This window comes from Marinobacter sp. ATCH36, from assembly GCF_023555055.1.
GTDB lineage: Bacteria > Pseudomonadota > Gammaproteobacteria > Pseudomonadales > Oleiphilaceae > Marinobacter.
Window position 1 is genome coordinate 268,560 of sequence record NZ_JAMJPL010000002.1, and the last position, 19,559, is coordinate 288,118.

Here is a 19,559-nt window from a genome sequence, read left to right on the forward strand (position 1 = left end):
AGTTATTTCGCCGGCTCTGAGGGGGCGGCGTCAGGCGCACAGGGAGTGCCATCGGAGCCAGCTACGGGCAACGTAAAATAGAAACAGGCCCCGCCATGCTCCGGGCGCTCAAATCCGATATCACCACCCTGGGCCTGAATCAGGGAGCGGCACATCGGCAGGCCGATCCCCATTCCTTCCTCTTTGGTGGTGTAGAACGGCAGGAACAGTTTCTCTTCCGCATCAGCGGGCAACCCGATGCCATGGTCTGTCACGGTAACCCGCACGCAGCTGCTACCAAACATGGTCACTGCCACCTCGACCGGCGCCGAAGAATCAGCACTTCGTGTGGATTCCAGCGCATTGCGAATCAGATTCAGCGCTACCTGCTGTACCTGGATGGGGTCCGCCAACACCTCTGGCACATCATCGGCTACCGAGATCTCAACACCGCCTTCATTATTCCGGATATCCACTTCCGCAAACTGGCGGGTGTCCTCAAGCAATGCAGAGATGGAAAGCACGTCCTTTCCCGCCGCCGGCTTTTTCATAAACCGGCGAATTCGCCGAATCACTTCACTGGCGCGATGCGACTGGGCTTCAATCTTATCCAGAGTCTCCTCGAGCAATTGGTGATCAGGCTCTTCCTTGGCCAGAACTCGCTTGGCGACACGGGCATAGTTGGTAATCGCTGTTAGCGGCTGGTTCACTTCGTGGGCCACGCCCGCGGCCATTTCCCCCATGGTGGTCAGGCGAGAAAAATGGGCGATCTGGTCACGCTGTTCCTGAACCACATTGCGTGCATCTTCTAGGGCCCGCTCACTCTCAAGATCAGCAGTGATATCCCGGAAAACAACTACCGCGCCGTGCAGTTCATCCCCATCAAGCTTGGGTGTAGATCGATACTCCACCGGAAACGCGGTGCCATCCGCCCGTAGCATCTCGATATCCCGCTGGTTTTCCGCCACTCCCTGACTGCAGGTCGCAAAAACCGGAAGCGATTCACATCCCTGGCCGGCTGTGCGGAAATGGAGATCAAAGAAATTCTTGCCGATCAACTCTTCAGAAGAGCTGCGCATGATAAGGGCAGCTGCGGGATTGGCGAACACGATAACGCCGGCAGCGTCCAGGCCATAGATGCCTTCACTGATGGAGTTCAGTATGCGGGCCTGATCGCTTTCAAGCTGTCGATTGCGCGCCTGAAGCTCCCGCTCCAGCCGGATGACCCGGGCGTGGGTTTTCACCCTGGCAATGACTTCCTGGGCCTGGAAAGGCTTGGAGATGTAGTCGGCACCGCCAAGGGAAAAACCACGGACCTTGGCCTGGAGGTCGTCCAGTGCGGAAAGGAACACCACGGCACAGTCGGAAGTAACCGGATCGGCCTTCAGGCGCTCGCACACCTGGTAGCCATCCAGTTCCGGCATCATGATGTCCAGCAGTATCACCTCGGGCTGGTGACGATGGGCGAGATCTAGCGCTTTTTCACCATCGTTGGCAATTAACAGGCGATAGCCCTTGTCCTTCAGGGTTTCGTAGAGCACTTTCAGGTTCTGCGGATTGTCGTCAACAAGCAGAACCGTTACGTCTGTTGTCTCCAGGACAGCATCTGTCATATGAGTACGGCCGGTTACGATGGTGACTGCATAATGCCGGCCAAATCAGCGCGGGTCGATAAGGTCCTTTACGGACAGAACCATGCGGACCAGGTGTGCCAATGAATGGGTTCCCATCTTGTGCATGACCCGTGAACGGTGTATTTCCACGGTTCGCTGGCTAATTTCAAGCTCAATGGCTATGACCTTGTTGGCCTGCCCGGCAATCATCCGGTCCATTATTTCGTGTTCGCGGGGTGTCAGGCTCTTCACGCGGCGCAGGATTTCCTGTCTCTCACCAAGGGTTTTGCGCTGCTCCCGGTCCTGTTCCAGCGCCGCTTCAATTTTCTGCAACAAGGCTTCTTCCCGGTAGGGCTTCTGGATGAAATCCACTGCGCCCTCTTTCATGGCATCTACTGCCATCGGCACATCGCCGTGACCGGTCACGAAAATGATCGGGAGAATAGAGTGCTTTTCATTCAGTTTTTTCTGCAGCTCCATACCGTCCATACCGGGCATACGAATATCCAGCACAATGCAGCCAGCCATTTTCTCGGAATAGTCCTTCAGAAAGGCATTGGCATTGTCGTAAGTGCTGACGAGCTTGCCATCGGATTTCAGCAGCAACTCCAGCGAGTCACGTACCGCCTCGTCATCTTCAACCACGTACACTGTCTGCTGGGTATCAGTCATCTGCCTTGCCTCTCCTTTCAATAACCGTCGCTGCACATCAGTGGATCGACGGATCTTTGTGGTCATCCCGGGCATGTTCCTGACGCTCATGCTCGCGCATTTTTTCCAGACGTTGCTGGATCATGCCAAAAACACTCTGTTTGGGATACCTGCCTTTGTTATCAGCTTTCCCCGCAGGCTTACCCAGCAAAAGAGTAATGGCCTCTTCTGCACTGGATACCGAGTGAACGGTGAACTCGCCACGGCGAACAGCCTGCACAACTTCCTGATCAAGCATCAGGTTCTGCACATTGTTTGCAGGTACGATCACACCCTGGGTTCCGGTCAGCTCCCCTGTCAGCTTACAGGTACTGTAAAAACCCTCGACTTTCTCATTAACCCCACCAATCGGCTGAACCTGCCCAAACTGGTTAACGGAACCGGTGATTGCCAGATCCTGCCGCACGGGTAGCCCTGACAGGGCCGAAACCAGGGCGCACATTTCCGCCAGGGACGCACTGTCACCGTCCACTTCACCGTAGTTCTGCTCGAACGTCAGGCTGGCCGACAGGTGCATGGGATCATTGACTGCAAAACGGGCAGAAAGCCATGAGCTGAGTATCATCACACCCTTGGAGTGAATATTACCACCCAGCTTCACGTCACGTTCGATATCCATCACGCCGCCATCCCCATAATAGCAGGTGGCAGTAATTCTGTTGGACAGACCAAACTCAAAGCCACCGGTCGAAAGTACCGATAGCGCATTCACCTGGCCCACACAGGTACCTGTGGTGGAAACCAGAGTTGAACCATCACGAATGGAGTCATAGAACTGGTCGCGAATACGACTACTGCGATAACGGGCACTTTCCAGCGCCTGATCCACATGGGAGTTCTGGATCAGCCGGGCACCCGCCTGCCGGGCCCAGTAATCCGATTCGCGCAACAGATTGGCAATATCCGCAGCATGCAAGGATAGACGATCCTGATGCTCAGCCATCCGGGCACTGTGCTCGATTATGCGGGCAACCGCTTTATTGCTGCAGTGAAGAAGCTTCTTTTCATTGACCAGGCTGGCGATGAACTTGGCATAAAGCACCTGGCTTTCATCGGTGCGCGTCATCTCGTTTTCAAAATCCGCCGTCACCCTGAACAGTTCGGCGAACTCAGGGTCGTACTCCTGCAGCAACATCCACGTTTCCCGATCGCCGAACAGCACGATTTTCACATCCAGAGGAATCGCCTCCGGCTCCAGCGAAATGGTGCCGGAGAGAGTCAGCTCACGCTCCAGGGAATTGATCTGAATGGATTTTGAGCGCAACGCCCGCTTAAGGCCATCCCAGACGAACGGTTGTTCCAGAACCTTGATCGCATCCATCAACAGATAGCCGCCGTTGGCGCGGTGAATGCTGCCGGGACGAATAAGGGAGAAATCGGTAAACACGGTGCCCTTGAAGGTCACACTCTCCACGTAGCCGAACAGGTTGTGGTAAGTGGGGTTGTCTTCCACCACCATGGGGACTTCGTCGGTTTTCTGGTGAACCAGCACATTGACGAGGTAACGCCGGGGCATTTTCTTGTCCAGGGACGCATAGGCAATGGCGGCCTGCTCTTCATTGTCTTCGAGAAAGATTTCAAGACTCTCTGACAGATCCTTACGGACAGCCTCGAAGTAGGCCACGACATCCGGCTGGTCATGATACTTTTCGATCAGCTCATCAACCTGATGGCCCGAGATCCCCTCCAGCGTCTCTTCATTCAATGCCTGCTGGCTCTCTGCGTATTCCTGCTCCCAGTCTGCCAGTTTCCGTAGCGCCTGCCGGAGCTTTTTCTCCAGCTTGTTGATATCGCTTTCAAACTTGTCCCGCTGTTCTTCGGTCAACGCCTGGAAAGACTCGGCGGTATGGGGCTCCTTGCCGTTCATCGCCACCAGGCGATAACCACCCGGGGTGGTGATGTTCAGGCTGACTTTCTTTCGTTTTGCCTGAGCGGCGACCTTTTCCAGTTCGTCTTCCTGCTTCTTGCCGTAGTCGTTCTTGAGCTTTTCCGCGCGCTCCAGAAAACTGTCGCTGTCAAAGGTCTGGGGAATCATCTTCATCAGACGCCCCATCAGCTTTTCCATATCCTGTTTCAACTCGGTGCCCTTGCCGGCAGGCAGCCTGAGCATCCTGGGTACACGGGGCTCTTCGAAGTTGGCTACATAGCACCAGTCGTGGCTCTGGTTCTCCGTGTCCACATGGTGTTCGAGGTACCGCAGCATCATGGTGCGCTTACCTAGCCCGTTGCGACCCACCGCATACACGTTGTAACCACCGTGGGGCATGGCCAGGGCAAAACGTACCGCGGCCTGAGCCCGATTCTGGCCGACAATTTCTGCCAGGGGTTCGAGTTGTCGGGTGGTCTTGAACGGTAAATCTTTTAAAACACAGGCTTTGTAGAGCTGGTTCAGGGACAGTGACTTCAAGATTCGGTCCTGTAACGGTATGAAAGCATTTGGTGTTGGCCGGACATTGTAGAATCTGGGGCGCGCCCTGTCGCGCTCAGGCTAAAGTTTTAGCCAATCTTGTGGACAAATTGATCAATTCGGCAGAACTTTCCAGCGGCAAACACTATATTCGCGAGTTTCGTGTTGCTGCCGGCGTCGTTCAAAACCGGCACGCAAGCTGAGCCCTGCCTAGAACAACCCCGCGTCGAGACTGGCCGCCATATAGAGCCCCAGTTCACGGCACTGCTCTTCGAACTCCTCACGATATTCACCATGGCAAAGCAAAGGCTCCTGCGCCAGACGCCAGCGCAGGCCTGTGGTAATGGATTCGATGGCACGGTGGGTGCCAGTGCCGTCGAGGCCGGCACGGATGTAGAAGGTGAAAGGCAGGCCCTGGGTTTTCTCCAGGCAGGGGTAATAGCTGCGATCAAAAAAATCCTTGAGCGCACCGCTCATGTAACCGAGGTTTTCAGTGGTGCCGAGGATAATCGCGTCACAAGCCAGGACATCGTCCGGGCCGGCTTCCAGCGGCGGAAGCACGGTCACCTCGACGTTTTCAATGTCTTCGTGTTTCGCGCCCTGCTCTACCGCTTCACGCAGTTTGAGGGTATTCGGGGAGGGCGCATGAGCAACGATCAGCAGTCTTTTTTTCGCGGCCATATCACATACCTCCCCCGATATTCCGGGAACTGAACTAACGAGGCTTAAAGAAGCTCACCATTGGCGTCTGCGGTCGCTTCTTCAGCCGCCTCTTTCTTAACCGGCTTGGGCATCAGCTTGTCACGCACGGCAGCTTCAATCTCTTTGGCAATATCCAGATTTTCTTCCAGGAACTTGCAGGCATTGGCCTTGCCCTGGCCGATCTTGTCGCCCTTGTAGGCATACCAGGCGCCGGACTTGTCCACAAAGCCTTCTTTTACGCCCATGTCGAGGACTTCGGCCATATGGTAGATGCCCTTGCCGTACATGATCTGGAACTCAGCCTGCTTGAACGGCGGGGAAACCTTATTCTTGACGACTTTTACTCGGGTTTCGTTACCAACCACTTCGTCACCGTCTTTCACCGAACCGATGCGACGGATGTCCAGGCGAACGGAGGAGTAGAATTTCAGGGCATTACCGCCAGTGGTGGTTTCCGGCGAGCCGAACATAACGCCGATTTTCATGCGGATCTGGTTGATAAAGATCAGCAGGCAGTTGGCGTGTTTGATGTTACCGGTCAGTTTGCGAAGGGCCTGGGACATCAGCCGGGCCTGCAGGCCAACATGGCTGTCGCCCATTTCGCCTTCGATTTCGGCCTTCGGGGTCAGGGCCGCGACCGAGTCAACGATGATGACGTCCACCGCATTGGAACGTACCAGCATATCGGCGATTTCCAGCGCCTGTTCACCCGTGTCTGGCTGGGACACCAGCAACTCGTCTACGTTCACGCCCAGCTTTTCAGCATAAATAGGATCGAGGGCGTGCTCGGCGTCGATAAAGGCGCAGGTTTTGCCGTCTTTCTGGGCTTCGGCGATCACCTGGAGGGTCAGCGTGGTTTTACCGGAACTTTCCGGGCCGTAGATTTCACAGACCCGACCATAGGGCAGGCCACCGATGCCCAGAGCCACATCCAGCCCTAGGGAACCGGTGGAAACCGCGGGAATCGCTTCCCGGGGCTGGTCGCCCATCTTCATGACGGCGCCTTTGCCAAACTGGCGTTCAATCTGGCTCAGTGCTGCGCTCAGTGCTTTGTTGCGGTTGTCTTCCATCGTTGCAAACCCTCTGTCGCCAATGCCGTTACCGGGACGGGAGCCCGGCGGCCTTAATCGTGAACTAAGGAGCCTGGAAAAACCGGGCTCCTGTATATTTGAACAGTATTAAAACATAACCCGGGAGCAAGACCAACCCCTCCGGTTCAGGAGTTTTCCAGAAACCTTCTAACCCCCTGTAACACATACAATACAGACTGACGCCGCACCTCGTCGCGATCACCTTCAAAGGTTTCAACTACAGCCTCGGTGTCCACCGTCGATCGCCCCCAGGCAAACCACACCGTACCCACCGGTTTATCATCGCTACCGCCGCCGGGGCCCGCGACGCCGCTGATAGCTACTGCAACACTGGCGCCTGTTGTTGAAAGCGCACCGGCAACCATTTCCCGCACCACGGGCTCGCTGACAGCACCATGTTCGTTCAGGGAGGTTTCGGAAACCCCGAGCAACCCCCGCTTGGCATCATTACTGTATGTGACCAGCCCCGCCAGCACATAGGCCGACGAGCCGGCACGGTCAGTCAACACCTTGGCCACCCATCCGCCGGTACAGCTTTCGGCGGTAGCAATGGTAAGCTGGCGCCGCTCCAGTAATTCAGCCAGTGCCTCGCCGGCTTCCGCCAGTGCGTCGTCGGTCAGTGGCATAATGGTCTCCTTCGTTTCATCGTGGCGGTTATTTTCTTACAATCGCTGTCTTCATATAAAGCCAATGGATCCGGAACCGTTCATGTCAGCAGCCCAGACCGATCTGTCCCAGCACACCCCGATGATGAGGCAATACCTCAAAATCAAGGGCGAACACCCCAACGAGCTGGTGTTCTACCGCATGGGGGATTTCTACGAGCTGTTTTACGATGATGCCAGAAAGGCCGCCGAGCTGATGGACATTACTCTCACCGCACGGGGTCAGTCCGGTGGCAGCCCGATTCCCATGGCCGGCATTCCGTACCATTCTGCTGAAGGTTACATTGCACGCCTGGTCCGTGCTGGTCAATCCATCGCCATTTGCGAACAGATTGGCGACCCGGCCACCAGCAAAGGGCCGGTAGACCGGCAGGTTGTGCGCATCGTGACACCGGGCACGCTCAGTGACGACGCCTTCCTTGAAGACCGCAGGGACAACCTGCTGGTCGCTATCTACAACCACCGTGAACGGTTCGGCTTCGCTTCGCTGGATATTTCCAGCGGGCGCTTTACCGTGGCCGAACTGGATGACCTCGAGGGCCTGCAGGGGGAACTTCAGCGCCTGCGACCGGCGGAGATCCTGATCAGCGAGGACTTCCCCTACCAGGAAGTACTGGAGGGTTATACCGGGATTCGCCGCCAGGGCCCATGGCTGTTCGAATCTGACACCGCACGTCGAGTGCTGACCCAGCAACTGCAGGTGCGTGACCTGAGCGGGTTCGGCTGCGAGGATCTCACCCTGGCAATCTGTGCCGCTGGCTGCCTGCTGCAATACGCCAGGGAAACCCAGCGCACCGCCCTGCCCCACATCCGCAAACTCAGCCGCGAACGGCGGGAGGAGGCGGTAATCCTGGATGCCACCAGCCGCCGCAACCTGGAGATCGACACCAACCTGATGGGCGGCACCCAACACACCCTGGCCTGGGTGATGGACCGTACCGCCACCTCCATGGGTGGTCGCCAGCTACGGCGCTGGCTGAACCGGCCTCTGCGGGATGTTGCCGTGGTTGGACAGCGTCAGCAGGCCGTCTCAGCATTGCTGGACGGATTTCACTACGAGCCGGTCCACGACCTGCTCAAGAGCATTGGCGACATTGAGCGTGTGTTGGCGCGGGTAGCATTGCGCTCGGCCCGCCCAAGGGACCTGGCGCGGCTGCGGGATGCCTTTCAGGCGCTTCCGGACCTACAAAGGGCCCTGACACCGGTAAACTCCCACCATATCGTCAAGCTGGCCACCACTATCAGCGAATACCCGGAACTGGCGGACTTGCTGGAACGGGCCATCATCGACAATCCGCCGGTGGTGATTCGCGACGGCGGCGTTATTCGGGAAGGCTTTGATGAAGAGCTGGACGAGTTGCGCAACATCAGCGAGAACGCTGGCCAGTTCCTGCTGGATGTGGAAACACGGGAACGGGAACGCACCGGTATCAGCACACTGAAAGTGGGCTACAACCGGGTACACGGTTATTACATTGAGATCACCCGTGCGCAGTCAGCCCAGGCGCCGGTGGACTACATACGCCGCCAGACCCTGAAGAACGCCGAGCGGTTCATCACCCCGGAACTCAAAGAATTCGAGGACAAGGCCCTCAGCGCCAAGAGCCGGTCACTGGCGCGGGAAAAAGCGCTGTACGACGAGGTACTGGAAACCGTGGCCGCCGAACTCGCGCCACTGCAGGATGCCGCCCAGGCCCTGGCGGAACTGGACGTGCTCAGTAACTTTGCAGAACGCGCCACCAGCCTGCGTTTCAATGCCCCGGAATTTAGCGACACGCCCGGCTTCGACATTGAAGAAGGCCGCCATCCAGTCGTCGAGCAACTGCTGAACGATCCGTATGTACCCAATGATCTGCTGATGGATCAGCAGCGCCGTATGCTGGTGATCACTGGCCCCAACATGGGCGGTAAGTCCACCTACATGCGTCAGGCTGCTTTGATCGCACTGCTGGCCTATACCGGAAGTTTTGTACCTGCCAACCGGGTGGTCATCGGCCCGGTGGACCGCATTTTCACCCGCATGGGCTCCTCCGATGACATCGCCGGTGGGCGCTCGACCTTCATGGTGGAAATGACAGAAACTGCCAATATCCTCCATAACGCCACCGAACACAGCCTGGTGCTGATGGACGAGGTAGGTCGAGGTACCAGCACATTTGACGGCCTTTCACTGGCCTGGGCCACCGCGGAACACCTGGCGAAGCACATTCGCTGCTACACGCTGTTCGCCACCCACTACTTCGAGCTGACGCAACTGGCCGATGAGCTTGAGCATGCCGTCAACGTTCACCTGACCGCCACAGAGCACGACGACACCATTGTATTCCTGCACAACGTACATGATGGCCCTGCCAGCCAGAGCTATGGCCTGCAGGTCGCCAAACTGGCGGGCGTACCCCAGGATGTGATCCGCAACGCGCGGCAGCAACTCTCCCACCTGGAAGGCAGCGCGGCACCGGCGACCCCCTCCTCCAACGAGGTCGCAACGACACCGGCCGTGCCGGAAAAGCGTAAAAGGTCTTCGCGGATCAGCGAACCGGTCATGCAGGGGGATATGTTCGCCAGCCTCGAGCCGAGTAAGGTGGAAGAGACACTGGCGGAACTGGACGTGGACGGGCTGACACCCCGGGATGCACTGAACCGATTGTATGAATTGAAGGAACTGCTGAAGAAATAAGCGGAAAATGGGCAGAATTGACCCATGTTATAACGATAGTGCGCTGCGGCGCTTGCGACCGGACAGGCCGCTCAATACAATATCGCGCAATTATTATTACACTGATGAGATTGACTACTGGACCAGGAATCTGACTATGACGTTTGTCGTTACCGATAACTGCATCAAGTGCAAATACACGGACTGCGTGGAAGTATGCCCTGTTGACTGCTTCTACGAAGGCCCGAACTTTCTGGTCATCGATCCGGACGAGTGCATCGATTGTGCCCTGTGTGAGCCGGAATGCCCGGCCGAGGCCATCTTCTCGGAAGACGAACTGCCTGAGGATCAGGCCCAGTTTGTCGAGCTCAACGCCGATCTGGCGGGCAAGTGGCCCAATATCACCGAGAAGAAAGATCCACTCCCGGATGCTGAAGAGTGGGACGGCAAGCCGAACAAGCTGCAGTACCTGGAAAAGTAATAGCTGCGCTCACTGCGTAGCCAGCTTGGCCCCGATAGCAACGAAGAAGCCGCCGGTCAGTGCGTTGAGCGTACGCTTGACGCCCTGCCCCACCCCAAGCCGGCGGGACTTGACCACCAGCACTGCCAGCGCACATTGCCACCCCATTGCCAACACGAAGTGGACCGCCGCCAGAAACAGCGATTGCTGGAAGGCATTACCCGTGGGGTCGATAAACTGGGGCAACAGCGCCATATAGAACAACGCCGTTTTCGGATTCAGCACGTTGGACAGCAGCCCCTCACGGAACGCCACCGCGGTTGAAACCGGTTTCGTAAACGCCGTGGCAGCACCCACTGCCTGTTGTTCTGGACCTTTCCCGGCAACAGGTTTCATGGCCTGTCGCAATGAATTCAGCCCCAGCCAGACCAGGTAACAGGCACCCGCCCATTTGAGCGCGGTAAAGGCCCAGGCGGTCTCCACCAGCAACACAGAAATACCCAGGGCTGACAAAGTGGCATGAATGAAAAGCCCGCTACAGATACCCACGCTGGTTACGCAACCGTCCTGCAAGCCGCCCCGGCCAGCATTTCGCATCACCAGCAGCGTATCCACGCCCGGCGTTATCGTCAGCAGCGAAATCGCCACCAGGTAGGCCCAGAACAGTTCGGTTGGCATCCACATCCTCAAACACCCTCGCGGACAGCCGGTGTATTCAGCTCTCCTGCTGCAAAAGCTTTTTCGCCGCCTCGGACTTGTAGAATGGCTCGAGGCGACGACGGATCAGGGCTTCAAGATACCCCTCCTCCCGCAGCACGTCTATCACCGGAAGTGCGTAGGCATCGACTTCCGCCATCACCACGTCGCGGTCGACGCCAACCGCGTCGAGAAGTTCAATCACTGGCCTGTCGCCATACATGGTGAACAAGTGCTCCACCACCGCCCTGGCGCAGCGTTCAAAATATTCGGTCTTGCGGAACTGCAGCCAGAACTCGTACCCCAGAACCACAAACTCCTGCAATTGCACATCGCCCAGGCCTTCGTGGAGCTCTTCGATCGTGCGGTCTTCCAGGGATACCCAGACGGCCATGACGCTGTCGCGCAGCTCGTCGTCCGTCAATGCGCGGTGCAGAAACTGTTCACTACGGGCAATCAGCCCGGGCAGACTGTCAGACAGCCAGGCCTTGAATTGGCGCTCAAAGCTTTCATCCAGTCCGGGCACCGCCTTGTTGGCCATGCGCTTGCCGAACTTCATCATCGAGCCCATACCGGGCACCCTCTTGGTGATCAGGTTATCTTCATGGAGGTATTTCACCACACCCTGGTACACCAGATTTGAAACCAGCTCCTGATAGACAGGGTGCGCCATAATCTCGCTGATCACCCGCTCCCGCTGCTGGCGAAGCTCAAGTGCCTCTTCGAGAAACCCGGTCGCCTGCTCGCGGGTAATAATGTCACTGAGGCGAGAGGTTCGCTGGACCGGGTCATTGAGCACTTCCGTGGCCATCTCTGCTGCCAGCTCCGGTATCCCGGGGGCCAGCTCCATGTTGATCACAATGCGGTGAATCACGCCCATCACCTGGCCCACAGAGGTAAGCCGGTTCAGTGTGATCGAATCGGCGCAACCAAACAGCTCATCCATCTCTGTCGCCAGAAACCGACGCAGCTTTGCTCCCTTCAGGGACGCCAGTTCATGTTTTACATGCTGTTCCAGCAGCGCATTGGCGAGATCCGTTTTGCCTTCGGTCATAATCGGGTCCAATTGACATTATAGAAACGTTACTGGAAGTCGCCGAACTCGTGGGGTTCTGCCGCAAGCGCAAGGCAAAGGCTGCCAGGGCCGACATAGATACTGCTGGTAATGCCCATCTGGGACAGAAGCAGTTCCACGCCGTTTTTCTCACAGGCATCCCGCAGCCGGTTCAGGCCGGGAAGGTCCTCGATTTCAGTCCAGGTGAGTCCACAGGAAAGACAGACATAAGGCGTCAGCAACCCGGCCTCTACCCGGCCGACAGCGTAGTTCATCACCTTTTCCACCGCCATATCGAAGCTGCGGGTTTTGGCCGCAGGCTGCCCCTCTGCACCCAGTCCGAAGATCACCGGCGTAATGTTCAAAGCTCTGCCCAGAAAGGCCACCAGCGCGGAAACGCTCTTGTCGCCACGCTTGCGGGCACGTTCACGGATGTAATGCAGATCCCGCGGTATCACACAGGTGTATATTTTGTCGGTGAAGGCTTCTACCTCATTGCGGAGGGCGTTCTTGGCCAGCTTCTGCTCGATCAGGCGCAGAGTGTGAGCCGCCAACAGGCCCTGGCCGGCAAATATCTGCCTGCTGTCGATAACACGCATGGAAAACTTGCCGTCGCGGCCGGCAGCCTTGCGCGCGTCCTCGTAATGCGCCATCACGCTGTTCATGGCTTCGGTGGCGTTCTGGAAAATCAGGCTGCGAGAGCGGGTAACGGTTTCGCAAATTGCCACGTCAAACTGGGTGACAATCTTTTCCATGAATAGGTCGTGTATCTGCTGGGGAGAGAAGGCCTGGGTCTCGGCATGGTGGCCCTTTTTCAGCAGCCCACTCTGGTAAAACTCCTGGGTTCGCACTGGATCGTGCTCGTCAATATAGGTCTGACCGTCGATAACGGCGGTTACCGGTAGAACGAACAGGTCGTGTTTTCGGCTGAACTCGTAGGGCAAATCGCAAGCCGAATCCACTATAAGACCAACGCGCATTGGGGGCCTCCAGCTGCGGGAAGTTTGTTATGCCGGACACTTCCCTTTTATTGTCGTTGTTCCTGGCAGCGATCAGTCTTACACAAAGTGGTGGTAATTTCAGCAGTCTGCTAGTTGGCAGTTTGCTCCAGCTCAAGTTCGTTGAGGTTTTTATCGATCAGGTCACGATTATCCTGCTGCCAGGGATGAAAGCCATCGCGGAAGTAGGCTAGAAAGTCCGGCAGGCATTTACGCAGTACCCCCGGTTTGCCCCACAGAAAGTTGATACCGCCAACCCAGGTTCCAGGGCTCCACAATTTACCATCGGTTTTCAGCAGGCTGCAGGTATTCAGGAAGGTATACTTGAAGAAATTCCAGGTCACGAACAGGAATACAACCCGCCGCAGTCGCTCATTGCCCACACAATGACGGTAGACATCGAAGGCCACGGACTTGTGCTCGGTCTCCTCAATGGCATGCCAGCGCCATAGTCTGGCCATTCCGGGGGCAGCCCCTTCCATCCATTCCGTATGCCTGAGAATCGCGTTCGCCAGCACGGCAGTGTAATGTTCGGCGCCGCAGGTGCCGGCAAGCTGACGACTGGGGGGCAAGTTGCCTACCCATTCCATGTGCTTGCGGAAACGCTCGTCAATGGCATCGATGTCATAGCCCCGCGCCTTCAGGGCTTCGTTGTAATGCTTGTGTTCCCGGCTGTGCAGCGCTTCCTGACCGATAAACCCACGGATCTCTTCTTTCAGCTTGGGGTCATCCACCTGATCACGGTAGAGGCGAACTGCATTGATAAACTGCTGCTCCCCGTCCGGAAACTGCAGCGAAAGCGCGTTGAAAAAGGCCGTACGAAAAGCGTCATTACCATGCCAGAGGGTTCTGAGGTCTTCAGCAAGATCAAAGCGCAGGTGCCGCGGGGTGACGGAAACCCCTTCGGGTGTGGAACTGATAGTCATGACTGCCTCCGGTTTATTGTGGTTATGGAACGGCATTCACCGTACAGCGGGAAACCGCGTACGAAAATTGATCAGAACAGTCAGTTTAAACCCGGATCGAACCCGGAAGGAAGGCAGGAAACGCAAAAAGTCGACAGATTGTCACAAAATGACAGATCGTCAACGACAAAAAAGGAGGTATGGCGACGCCAATACCTCCAAGGACACACAGGGGTTGAAAGCCTCCGGCCACGCCGGAGGTCTTCGTTAGTGCTCTTCGGCCGCTTTGACGCCCGGAGCTTCCGGGTCGGCGGTAAATCCGATGATTTTGGTGCGCTCAATCAGAAAATACAGAACGGCACCTGTGGCCAGGCCCCAGCCCGCGCCATAGACTGCCAGAACCACGCCCATGGTACCGGCGATTCCACGCTCGGTGTTGTTCTCCAGCTGCTCCAGGCCCACCATCAGGCAGATATAACCGGTCAGCAGCAGGGTCAGCGACAGCGCAATCGGCAGCACCGGCTGGAAGAAGCTCACCAGGGGCAGCATGAATACGGCAATAAAGCCCGTAATCCAGAAAGTGCCACCACCACTGTAGATGGACTCCATGGCGTTACGTCCGTATTTGTAGCGCTCCGCCATGGTGGCCGTCACCGCCGTCCAGATCGGTCCTGCAAGGCCGGGATACGGAGCGAAGAATGCGTGGCCGCCATTACGCAGGGCGGTTACCAGGTGCACACGATCAATGCTGTTGTCGATGTCTTCATCCTTGCGCAGGTGGTCGACACGGCTCATCAGTGACTGGCCCACAACAATGTCGCCAAAGGCAATCACGTAGGCGATCACCGCCGTCGGAATGGCGTACAGGAACACACTGGCATCCGGGAAGCCAACCGAAAATGGCAGGTAGTTCCAGAGTTCATCAAACGCCGGTTTGGTAATACCCCATTCGACACTGGGCACGGCGTACTCACCGGTAGCAAAACCCACCACGATAGCAACCACCATACCCGGTACCATGCCGTAGTTGGCAATCTTCCGGGCGATGTTGCTGCTGTCCACAAAGCCTTTAAAGGACACGGAGAACATCAGGTACAGGCAGACCAGGCCACCAACAATCAGCGAAATCGGGGTTTCTGCCAGGCGGCCACCGGCCTCGATTTCACCCATCAGGGCTGCGATACCGGCGCCGATGATAATGCCGCCCTTCATGGACCGGGGAATCAGCTCCACCAGTTTGCTACCCAGGCGGGTTATGCCCAGCACCAGGAAGATAATAAACACCAGGAACTGCAGGGCAAAAAGGGCCTGGATGGCCTCGGGGCCGGGTTCATAATCGCCCAGGAACAGCAGCACGACAGGAATACCAGGCGTAATCCAGCCCGGAACCAGCGGGACACCCAGAAGCGCCGGCAACATGAAGCCGATACCGCAGATCACCACATAGGCAAGCGCAACGTCGTAGGGTACGCCAAGGTATTTTTCCAGCAGGGGAATCATGGCCAGGCTGACCACAAACATGATCAGGCCCTGCACCATCTCCGCAAATTCCCAACGGTAATGGACAAATGGCAGGCGGACTTTGAAGGGACCTGCGGGCCAATACGGCTGCTCTTCCCCGTCTTTGCGTTCGTACATTTGCATAACAGAAGTCTCCCGGCGCGGAGCGTTCCGCGCCTGATATTGTATTTGTGGGGTTAGCTGAGTTCTTTCGCCTGGTCACGCAGCACGAATTTCTGGATCTTTCCAGTGGAGGTTTTCGGCAGTTCCGAGAACACGATGGTTTTCGGTACCTTGAAGCGGGCCAGGCGCTCGCGGCAGAACCCGATCAGGTCTTCTTCACTGACCTCACCTGCTTCCGGCTTCAGAGTGATAAAGGCGCAGGGCGTTTCTCCCCATTTTTCATCCGGGCGCGCCACCACGGCTGCCTCCAGCACTGCAGGGTGGCGATACAGGGTATCCTCCACCTCAATGGTGGAAATGTTTTCACCACCGGAAATGATGATGTCCTTCAGGCGGTCCTTGATTTCCAGGTAGCCGTCTTCGTGCCAGACCGCGAGATCACCGGTGTGGAACCATCCGCCCCGGAAGGCCTCTTCGGTTGCCTTGGGGTTCTTCAGATAACCTTTCATCACAGTATTGCCGCGCAGGAAAATCTCGCCAATGGTTTTACCGTCTTTGGGCACCGGCTCCATGCTATTCGGGTCGCCCACCATGGTTCCTGCCAGCGTGTGATAGCGAACGCCCTGGCGCGCCTTGATGGTGGCCCGCTCATCCAGAGTTTTTTTATCCCATTCGGATTTCCAGGCACATACGGTCACCGGGCCATACACTTCGGTCAGGCCGTACACGTGGGTGATGGCGATGCCCATTTCCTCAATAGCACCAATAACCTGGGCAGGGGGAGCTGCCCCGGCCGTCATGGCCTTTACTTCATGATCAATGCCCGCCTTGGCGGATTCAGGCACGTTCAGCAGGGCATTAAGCACAATCGGTGCGCCGCACATGTGGGTTACCTGGTGGTCACGAATCAGCTGCAGGATCTTCTCCGGGTCTACCCGGCGCAGGCAAACGTGGGTGCCGGCCAGAGCGGTGACCGTCCAGGGGAAACACCAGCCGTTGCAGTGGAACATCGGAAGCGTCCACAGATACACCGGATGCTGACCCATGGACCAGACCGCCTGGTTACCCATGCTGTTCATGTAGGCGCCACGATGGTGATACACCACGCCTTTCGGGTTGCCGGTGGTGCCTGAGGTATAGTTCAGCGAAATCGCATCCCACTCGTTCCCGGGCAGGTTCCACTGGAACTGCGGGTCGCCCTCCTGCAGGAAGGCCTCATAATCCAGATCGCTCACCTGCGTGCCTTCGCCATACTCGGGATCGTCTACGTCAATCACCAGCGGTTTTTCATCCAGACGGCTGACCGCATCACGGATCACTTCGCCGAATTCACGGTCTGCAACGACCACTTTGGCCTCGCCGTGTTCCAGCATGAAGGCAATGGCTTCGGCGTCCAGCCGCACGTTCAGGGTGTTGAGTACCGCCCCGATCATGGGCACGCCGAAGTGGCACTCCACCATGGCCGGTATGTTGGGCAGCATGGCCGCTACGGTATCGCCACGGCGAATTCCGCGCCCAGCCAGTGCCGAGGCCAGCCGGCGACAGCGCTCGTAGGTCTGCGCCCAGTTGTAGCGAATGGCTCCGTGAATCACCGAGGTATATTCCGGGTAAACGCTGGCGGTGCGTTCAATAAAATCGATGGGGGACAGAACAGAATAATTGGCGTCGACGGGCTCAAGGCCCTGATCAAAAATCGAGGTCATCAGTGTGGTCCTCTGGGTTCCATTGTTCTTATGGTGTATTCAGTAAGTACGCTGGAAAAGCTATACTCTTGGCTGGCGAAAATGGTATTCGATAGGAAATATACTAGAAATTACACCAACGTATTATAGTGTTATTACTATATGACGGCTGAATAATGACAAAAACATCGACAGTTCCTGCCTTTCAGCTTTCTGACTCTGACCCGGAAGCGGGACTTGTACTTGGCGCCGACAGCATGGTTCTGGCAAGCAACACAGCTGCGATGACTCTGGCTCGGACGGCTGGAACGCAGGAGGTTGCTGGCCTTCTGCCAATCAACACCCAGGCCCTGATCAACGCCAGCCTCAGCCAGGGGCGAGCCATTGAGAATGTGGAAAGCAGCCTTCCCGACATCTCGCTGCTGTGGACGTTTATTCCCGATCGGGCCTCCGGTCAGGTGTTGGCCCGTGGCAGAAATGCCACTGATGAGATCCGCAAGCTGAACGAAGCAACCCGCTCCAGCCGCCTTTACCGTCTGATCACCGAAAACACCACTGACCTCATTTCCCGCCACGCGCCGGACGGCCGTTTTATTGACGCCACCCCGGCATCCTGGCGGTTGTTGGGTTACTGGCCGGAGGAGCTCAGAGGCAAACCGCTGGAAGATGTGTTCCGCAGCAGCACAATGGAAGGAGAACTGGAAGAAGCCCGCAACCGGCTGCGGGACGAAGGCTACGCCACCATGACCCTGGAGATCCTCCACCGCGATGGCAGCAAGCGCTGGTTCGAGATTGCCAGCCGGGCCATCCGTGAAACCTATACCGGGGCGGTCATTGAGGTGGTGAGTGTGTCCCGGGATATCACAGCGAGAGTAGAATCCGAAGAAAACAATCGTCGCCTGGCCGACGAACTGGCCCACACCGCGCGCCTGGCAACCCTGGGAGAACTAGCGTCCAGCATTGCCCACGAGATGAACCAGCCGCTGGCCACCATTGTGAATTTCGCCAGTGCCAGCCAGCGTTACCTGAAACAGGCGCGGGAAAACCCCGAGTGCCTGGAACGTGTGGAAGACGGCCTGCAACGGATTACCCACCATGCCAACCGGGCCTCGGAGGTCATCAAGCGGCTGCGCGCTTTTCTGCGCAAAGGCCAGAAGCGCACCGCCCCCATCAGCATCAATGACGCTGTAACCAACGTAAAACGCCTTTGCCAGTGGGATGCGGATAAGAACAGCGTGGTAATCCGGGAACAGCTTGCTGACTGCAAGCCGGTTATCACCGCCGACCCGGTGTTACTCGAGCAGGTACTGATCAACCTGATCCGCAACGCTATCGACGCCAACATCGAGACCCATCGGAACGGGAATACGCCTTCACAGATTACCGTGACAACCTGCGTAACCTCAGAGCGGGAAATTCTGATCGAAGTGGCCGATCAGGGGCCCGGGCTCGATGATGAGGGCTTGCGAAAAATGTTCACCCCGTTCTACACCAGCAAACCCCAGGGACTGGGTCTGGGGCTGTCCATGAGCCGCTCCATCATAGAGGGGTTTGGCGGATTTCTGGACGCTCGCCGGGGCAAGGATGGCGGCCTGGTTCTGGTTTGTCGCTTCCCGCCGCTCAACGCCAATAAAAACAAAACCGACAGCTGCAGGGAGACAGACCAGAATGAGTGAATCGCCCCATACCGTATATGTGGTGGACGATGACGCCGGCATGCTCGAATCCACCCAGTGGTTACTGGAATCCGTTGGCTTACAGGTGAAACCCTATGCCGATGGGCGCCAGTTTCTTGAATCGGTGAACCCGGCGCAGACGGGCTGCGCGATTCTCGACATTCGCATGCCCGGTCTCGGCGGCCTGAACATCCAGGAAGAATTGCAGAAGCGGGGCTCCCAGCTCCCCATTATTTTTGTTTCCGGCCACGCGGACGTACCCATCGTGGTTCGCGCCTTCAGGTCCGGTGCCTTCGATTTTATCGAGAAGCCCTTCAACGAACAGCTGCTGCTCGACAGCGTCCAGCAGGCGCTGCAGGAAAACCAGCAGGCCAGCAGACGGCAGCAGGGTGACCAGCATACCGAGACCCTGATCGCCGCTCTTACCCGCCGGGAACGGGATGTATTCATGCCACTGGCCCAGGGCTACACCAGCCGGGAAATAGCGGAACAGCTGGATGTTGGTATCAAGACCATCGACCTGTATCGGGCGCGGGTCATGAAACGACTGGGAGTGGAACGAGTTCCTGACGTCACCGGCATCGCCATTGCGGCCGGCCTGCTGGACCCGCTAAAGCTCAGGGAACGGTGACTGTGAGTAC

At 57.2% G+C, this 19,559-nt stretch carries 16 protein-coding genes; 4 read left to right on the plus strand and 12 right to left on the minus strand.

Annotated elements, in window-relative coordinates; translation table 11 throughout:
• Nucleotides 1-2: 2 nt before the first annotated feature.
• From M8010_RS08915 to M8010_RS08940, 6 genes are all read right to left on the minus strand, one after another.
• Complete coding sequence (locus M8010_RS08915) at nt 3-1,592, minus strand: ATP-binding response regulator (RefSeq protein WP_250090513.1); 1,590 nt, start codon at nt 1,590-1,592, stop codon at nt 3-5.
• A gap of 45 nt (nt 1,593-1,637) precedes the next feature.
• Complete coding sequence (fixJ, locus tag M8010_RS08920) at nt 1,638-2,264, minus strand: response regulator FixJ (RefSeq protein ID WP_250090515.1); 627 nt, start codon at nt 2,262-2,264, stop codon at nt 1,638-1,640.
• Between the two features lie 37 nt (nt 2,265-2,301).
• Complete coding sequence (locus M8010_RS08925) at nt 2,302-4,710, minus strand: Lon protease family protein (protein ID WP_250090516.1); 2,409 nt, start codon at nt 4,708-4,710, stop codon at nt 2,302-2,304.
• A gap of 210 nt (nt 4,711-4,920) precedes the next feature.
• Nucleotides 4,921-5,391: a flavodoxin family protein gene (locus M8010_RS08930; RefSeq protein WP_250090519.1), complete on the minus strand. Its 471-nt coding sequence runs from the start codon at nt 5,389-5,391 to the stop codon at nt 4,921-4,923.
• A gap of 44 nt (nt 5,392-5,435) precedes the next feature.
• On the minus strand, nt 5,436-6,482 hold the full coding sequence (gene recA / locus M8010_RS08935; RefSeq protein ID WP_250090520.1) for a recombinase RecA: 1,047 nt from the start codon (nt 6,480-6,482) through the stop codon (nt 5,436-5,438).
• Nucleotides 6,483-6,628: 146 nt separating this feature from the next.
• Nucleotides 6,629-7,129, minus strand: coding sequence for a nicotinamide-nucleotide amidohydrolase family protein (locus tag M8010_RS08940; RefSeq protein ID WP_250090522.1), 501 nt, complete (start codon nt 7,127-7,129; stop codon nt 6,629-6,631).
• Between the two features lie 82 nt (nt 7,130-7,211).
• On the opposite strand from M8010_RS08940, the gene mutS reads away from it, so the two are divergent.
• A complete protein-coding gene (gene mutS / locus M8010_RS08945) occupies nt 7,212-9,845 on the plus strand; it encodes a DNA mismatch repair protein MutS (RefSeq protein ID WP_250090524.1) in 2,634 nt (877 codons plus the stop codon).
• Between the two features lie 136 nt (nt 9,846-9,981).
• On the plus strand, nt 9,982-10,305 hold the full coding sequence (fdxA, locus tag M8010_RS08950; protein ID WP_250090526.1) for a ferredoxin FdxA: 324 nt from the start codon (nt 9,982-9,984) through the stop codon (nt 10,303-10,305).
• 9 nt (nt 10,306-10,314) lie between these two features.
• On the opposite strand, the gene M8010_RS08955 is transcribed toward fdxA, so the two are convergent.
• The 6 genes from M8010_RS08955 to M8010_RS08980 all read right to left on the minus strand — a co-directional run bounded on the left by M8010_RS08955 (nt 10,315) and on the right by M8010_RS08980 (nt 17,263).
• Nucleotides 10,315-10,968, minus strand: a complete 654-nt coding sequence (locus tag M8010_RS08955) for a LysE family translocator (RefSeq protein ID WP_502846209.1) — start codon at nt 10,966-10,968, stop codon at nt 10,315-10,317.
• 31 nt (nt 10,969-10,999) lie between these two features.
• Nucleotides 11,000-12,034, minus strand: a complete 1,035-nt coding sequence (locus tag M8010_RS08960) for a hypothetical protein (protein ID WP_250090529.1) — start codon at nt 12,032-12,034, stop codon at nt 11,000-11,002.
• 29 nt (nt 12,035-12,063) lie between these two features.
• Nucleotides 12,064-13,014, minus strand: a complete 951-nt coding sequence (locus M8010_RS08965) for a DegV family protein (protein ID WP_250090530.1) — start codon at nt 13,012-13,014, stop codon at nt 12,064-12,066.
• Nucleotides 13,015-13,124: 110 nt separating this feature from the next.
• Nucleotides 13,125-13,958, minus strand: a complete 834-nt coding sequence (locus tag M8010_RS08970) for a metal-dependent hydrolase (RefSeq protein ID WP_250090532.1) — start codon at nt 13,956-13,958, stop codon at nt 13,125-13,127.
• A gap of 246 nt (nt 13,959-14,204) precedes the next feature.
• Nucleotides 14,205-15,581, minus strand: coding sequence for a solute carrier family 23 protein (locus M8010_RS08975; protein ID WP_250090533.1), 1,377 nt, complete (start codon nt 15,579-15,581; stop codon nt 14,205-14,207).
• Between the two features lie 53 nt (nt 15,582-15,634).
• Nucleotides 15,635-17,263 (minus strand): acyl-CoA synthetase, encoded by a 1,629-nt coding sequence (locus M8010_RS08980; RefSeq protein ID WP_250090535.1) that lies wholly within the window; start codon nt 17,261-17,263, stop codon nt 15,635-15,637.
• Between the two features lie 155 nt (nt 17,264-17,418).
• On the opposite strand from M8010_RS08980, the gene M8010_RS08985 reads away from it, so the two are divergent.
• Both M8010_RS08985 and M8010_RS08990 read left to right on the plus strand, forming a co-directional pair.
• Nucleotides 17,419-18,918: a sensor histidine kinase gene (locus tag M8010_RS08985; RefSeq protein ID WP_250090537.1), complete on the plus strand. Its 1,500-nt coding sequence runs from the start codon at nt 17,419-17,421 to the stop codon at nt 18,916-18,918.
• A complete protein-coding gene (locus tag M8010_RS08990; RefSeq protein ID WP_250090540.1) occupies nt 18,911-19,549 on the plus strand; it encodes a response regulator transcription factor in 639 nt (212 codons plus the stop codon). The genes M8010_RS08985 and M8010_RS08990 overlap by 8 nt, the downstream gene beginning before the upstream one ends.
• Nucleotides 19,550-19,559: the final 10 nt, after the last annotated feature.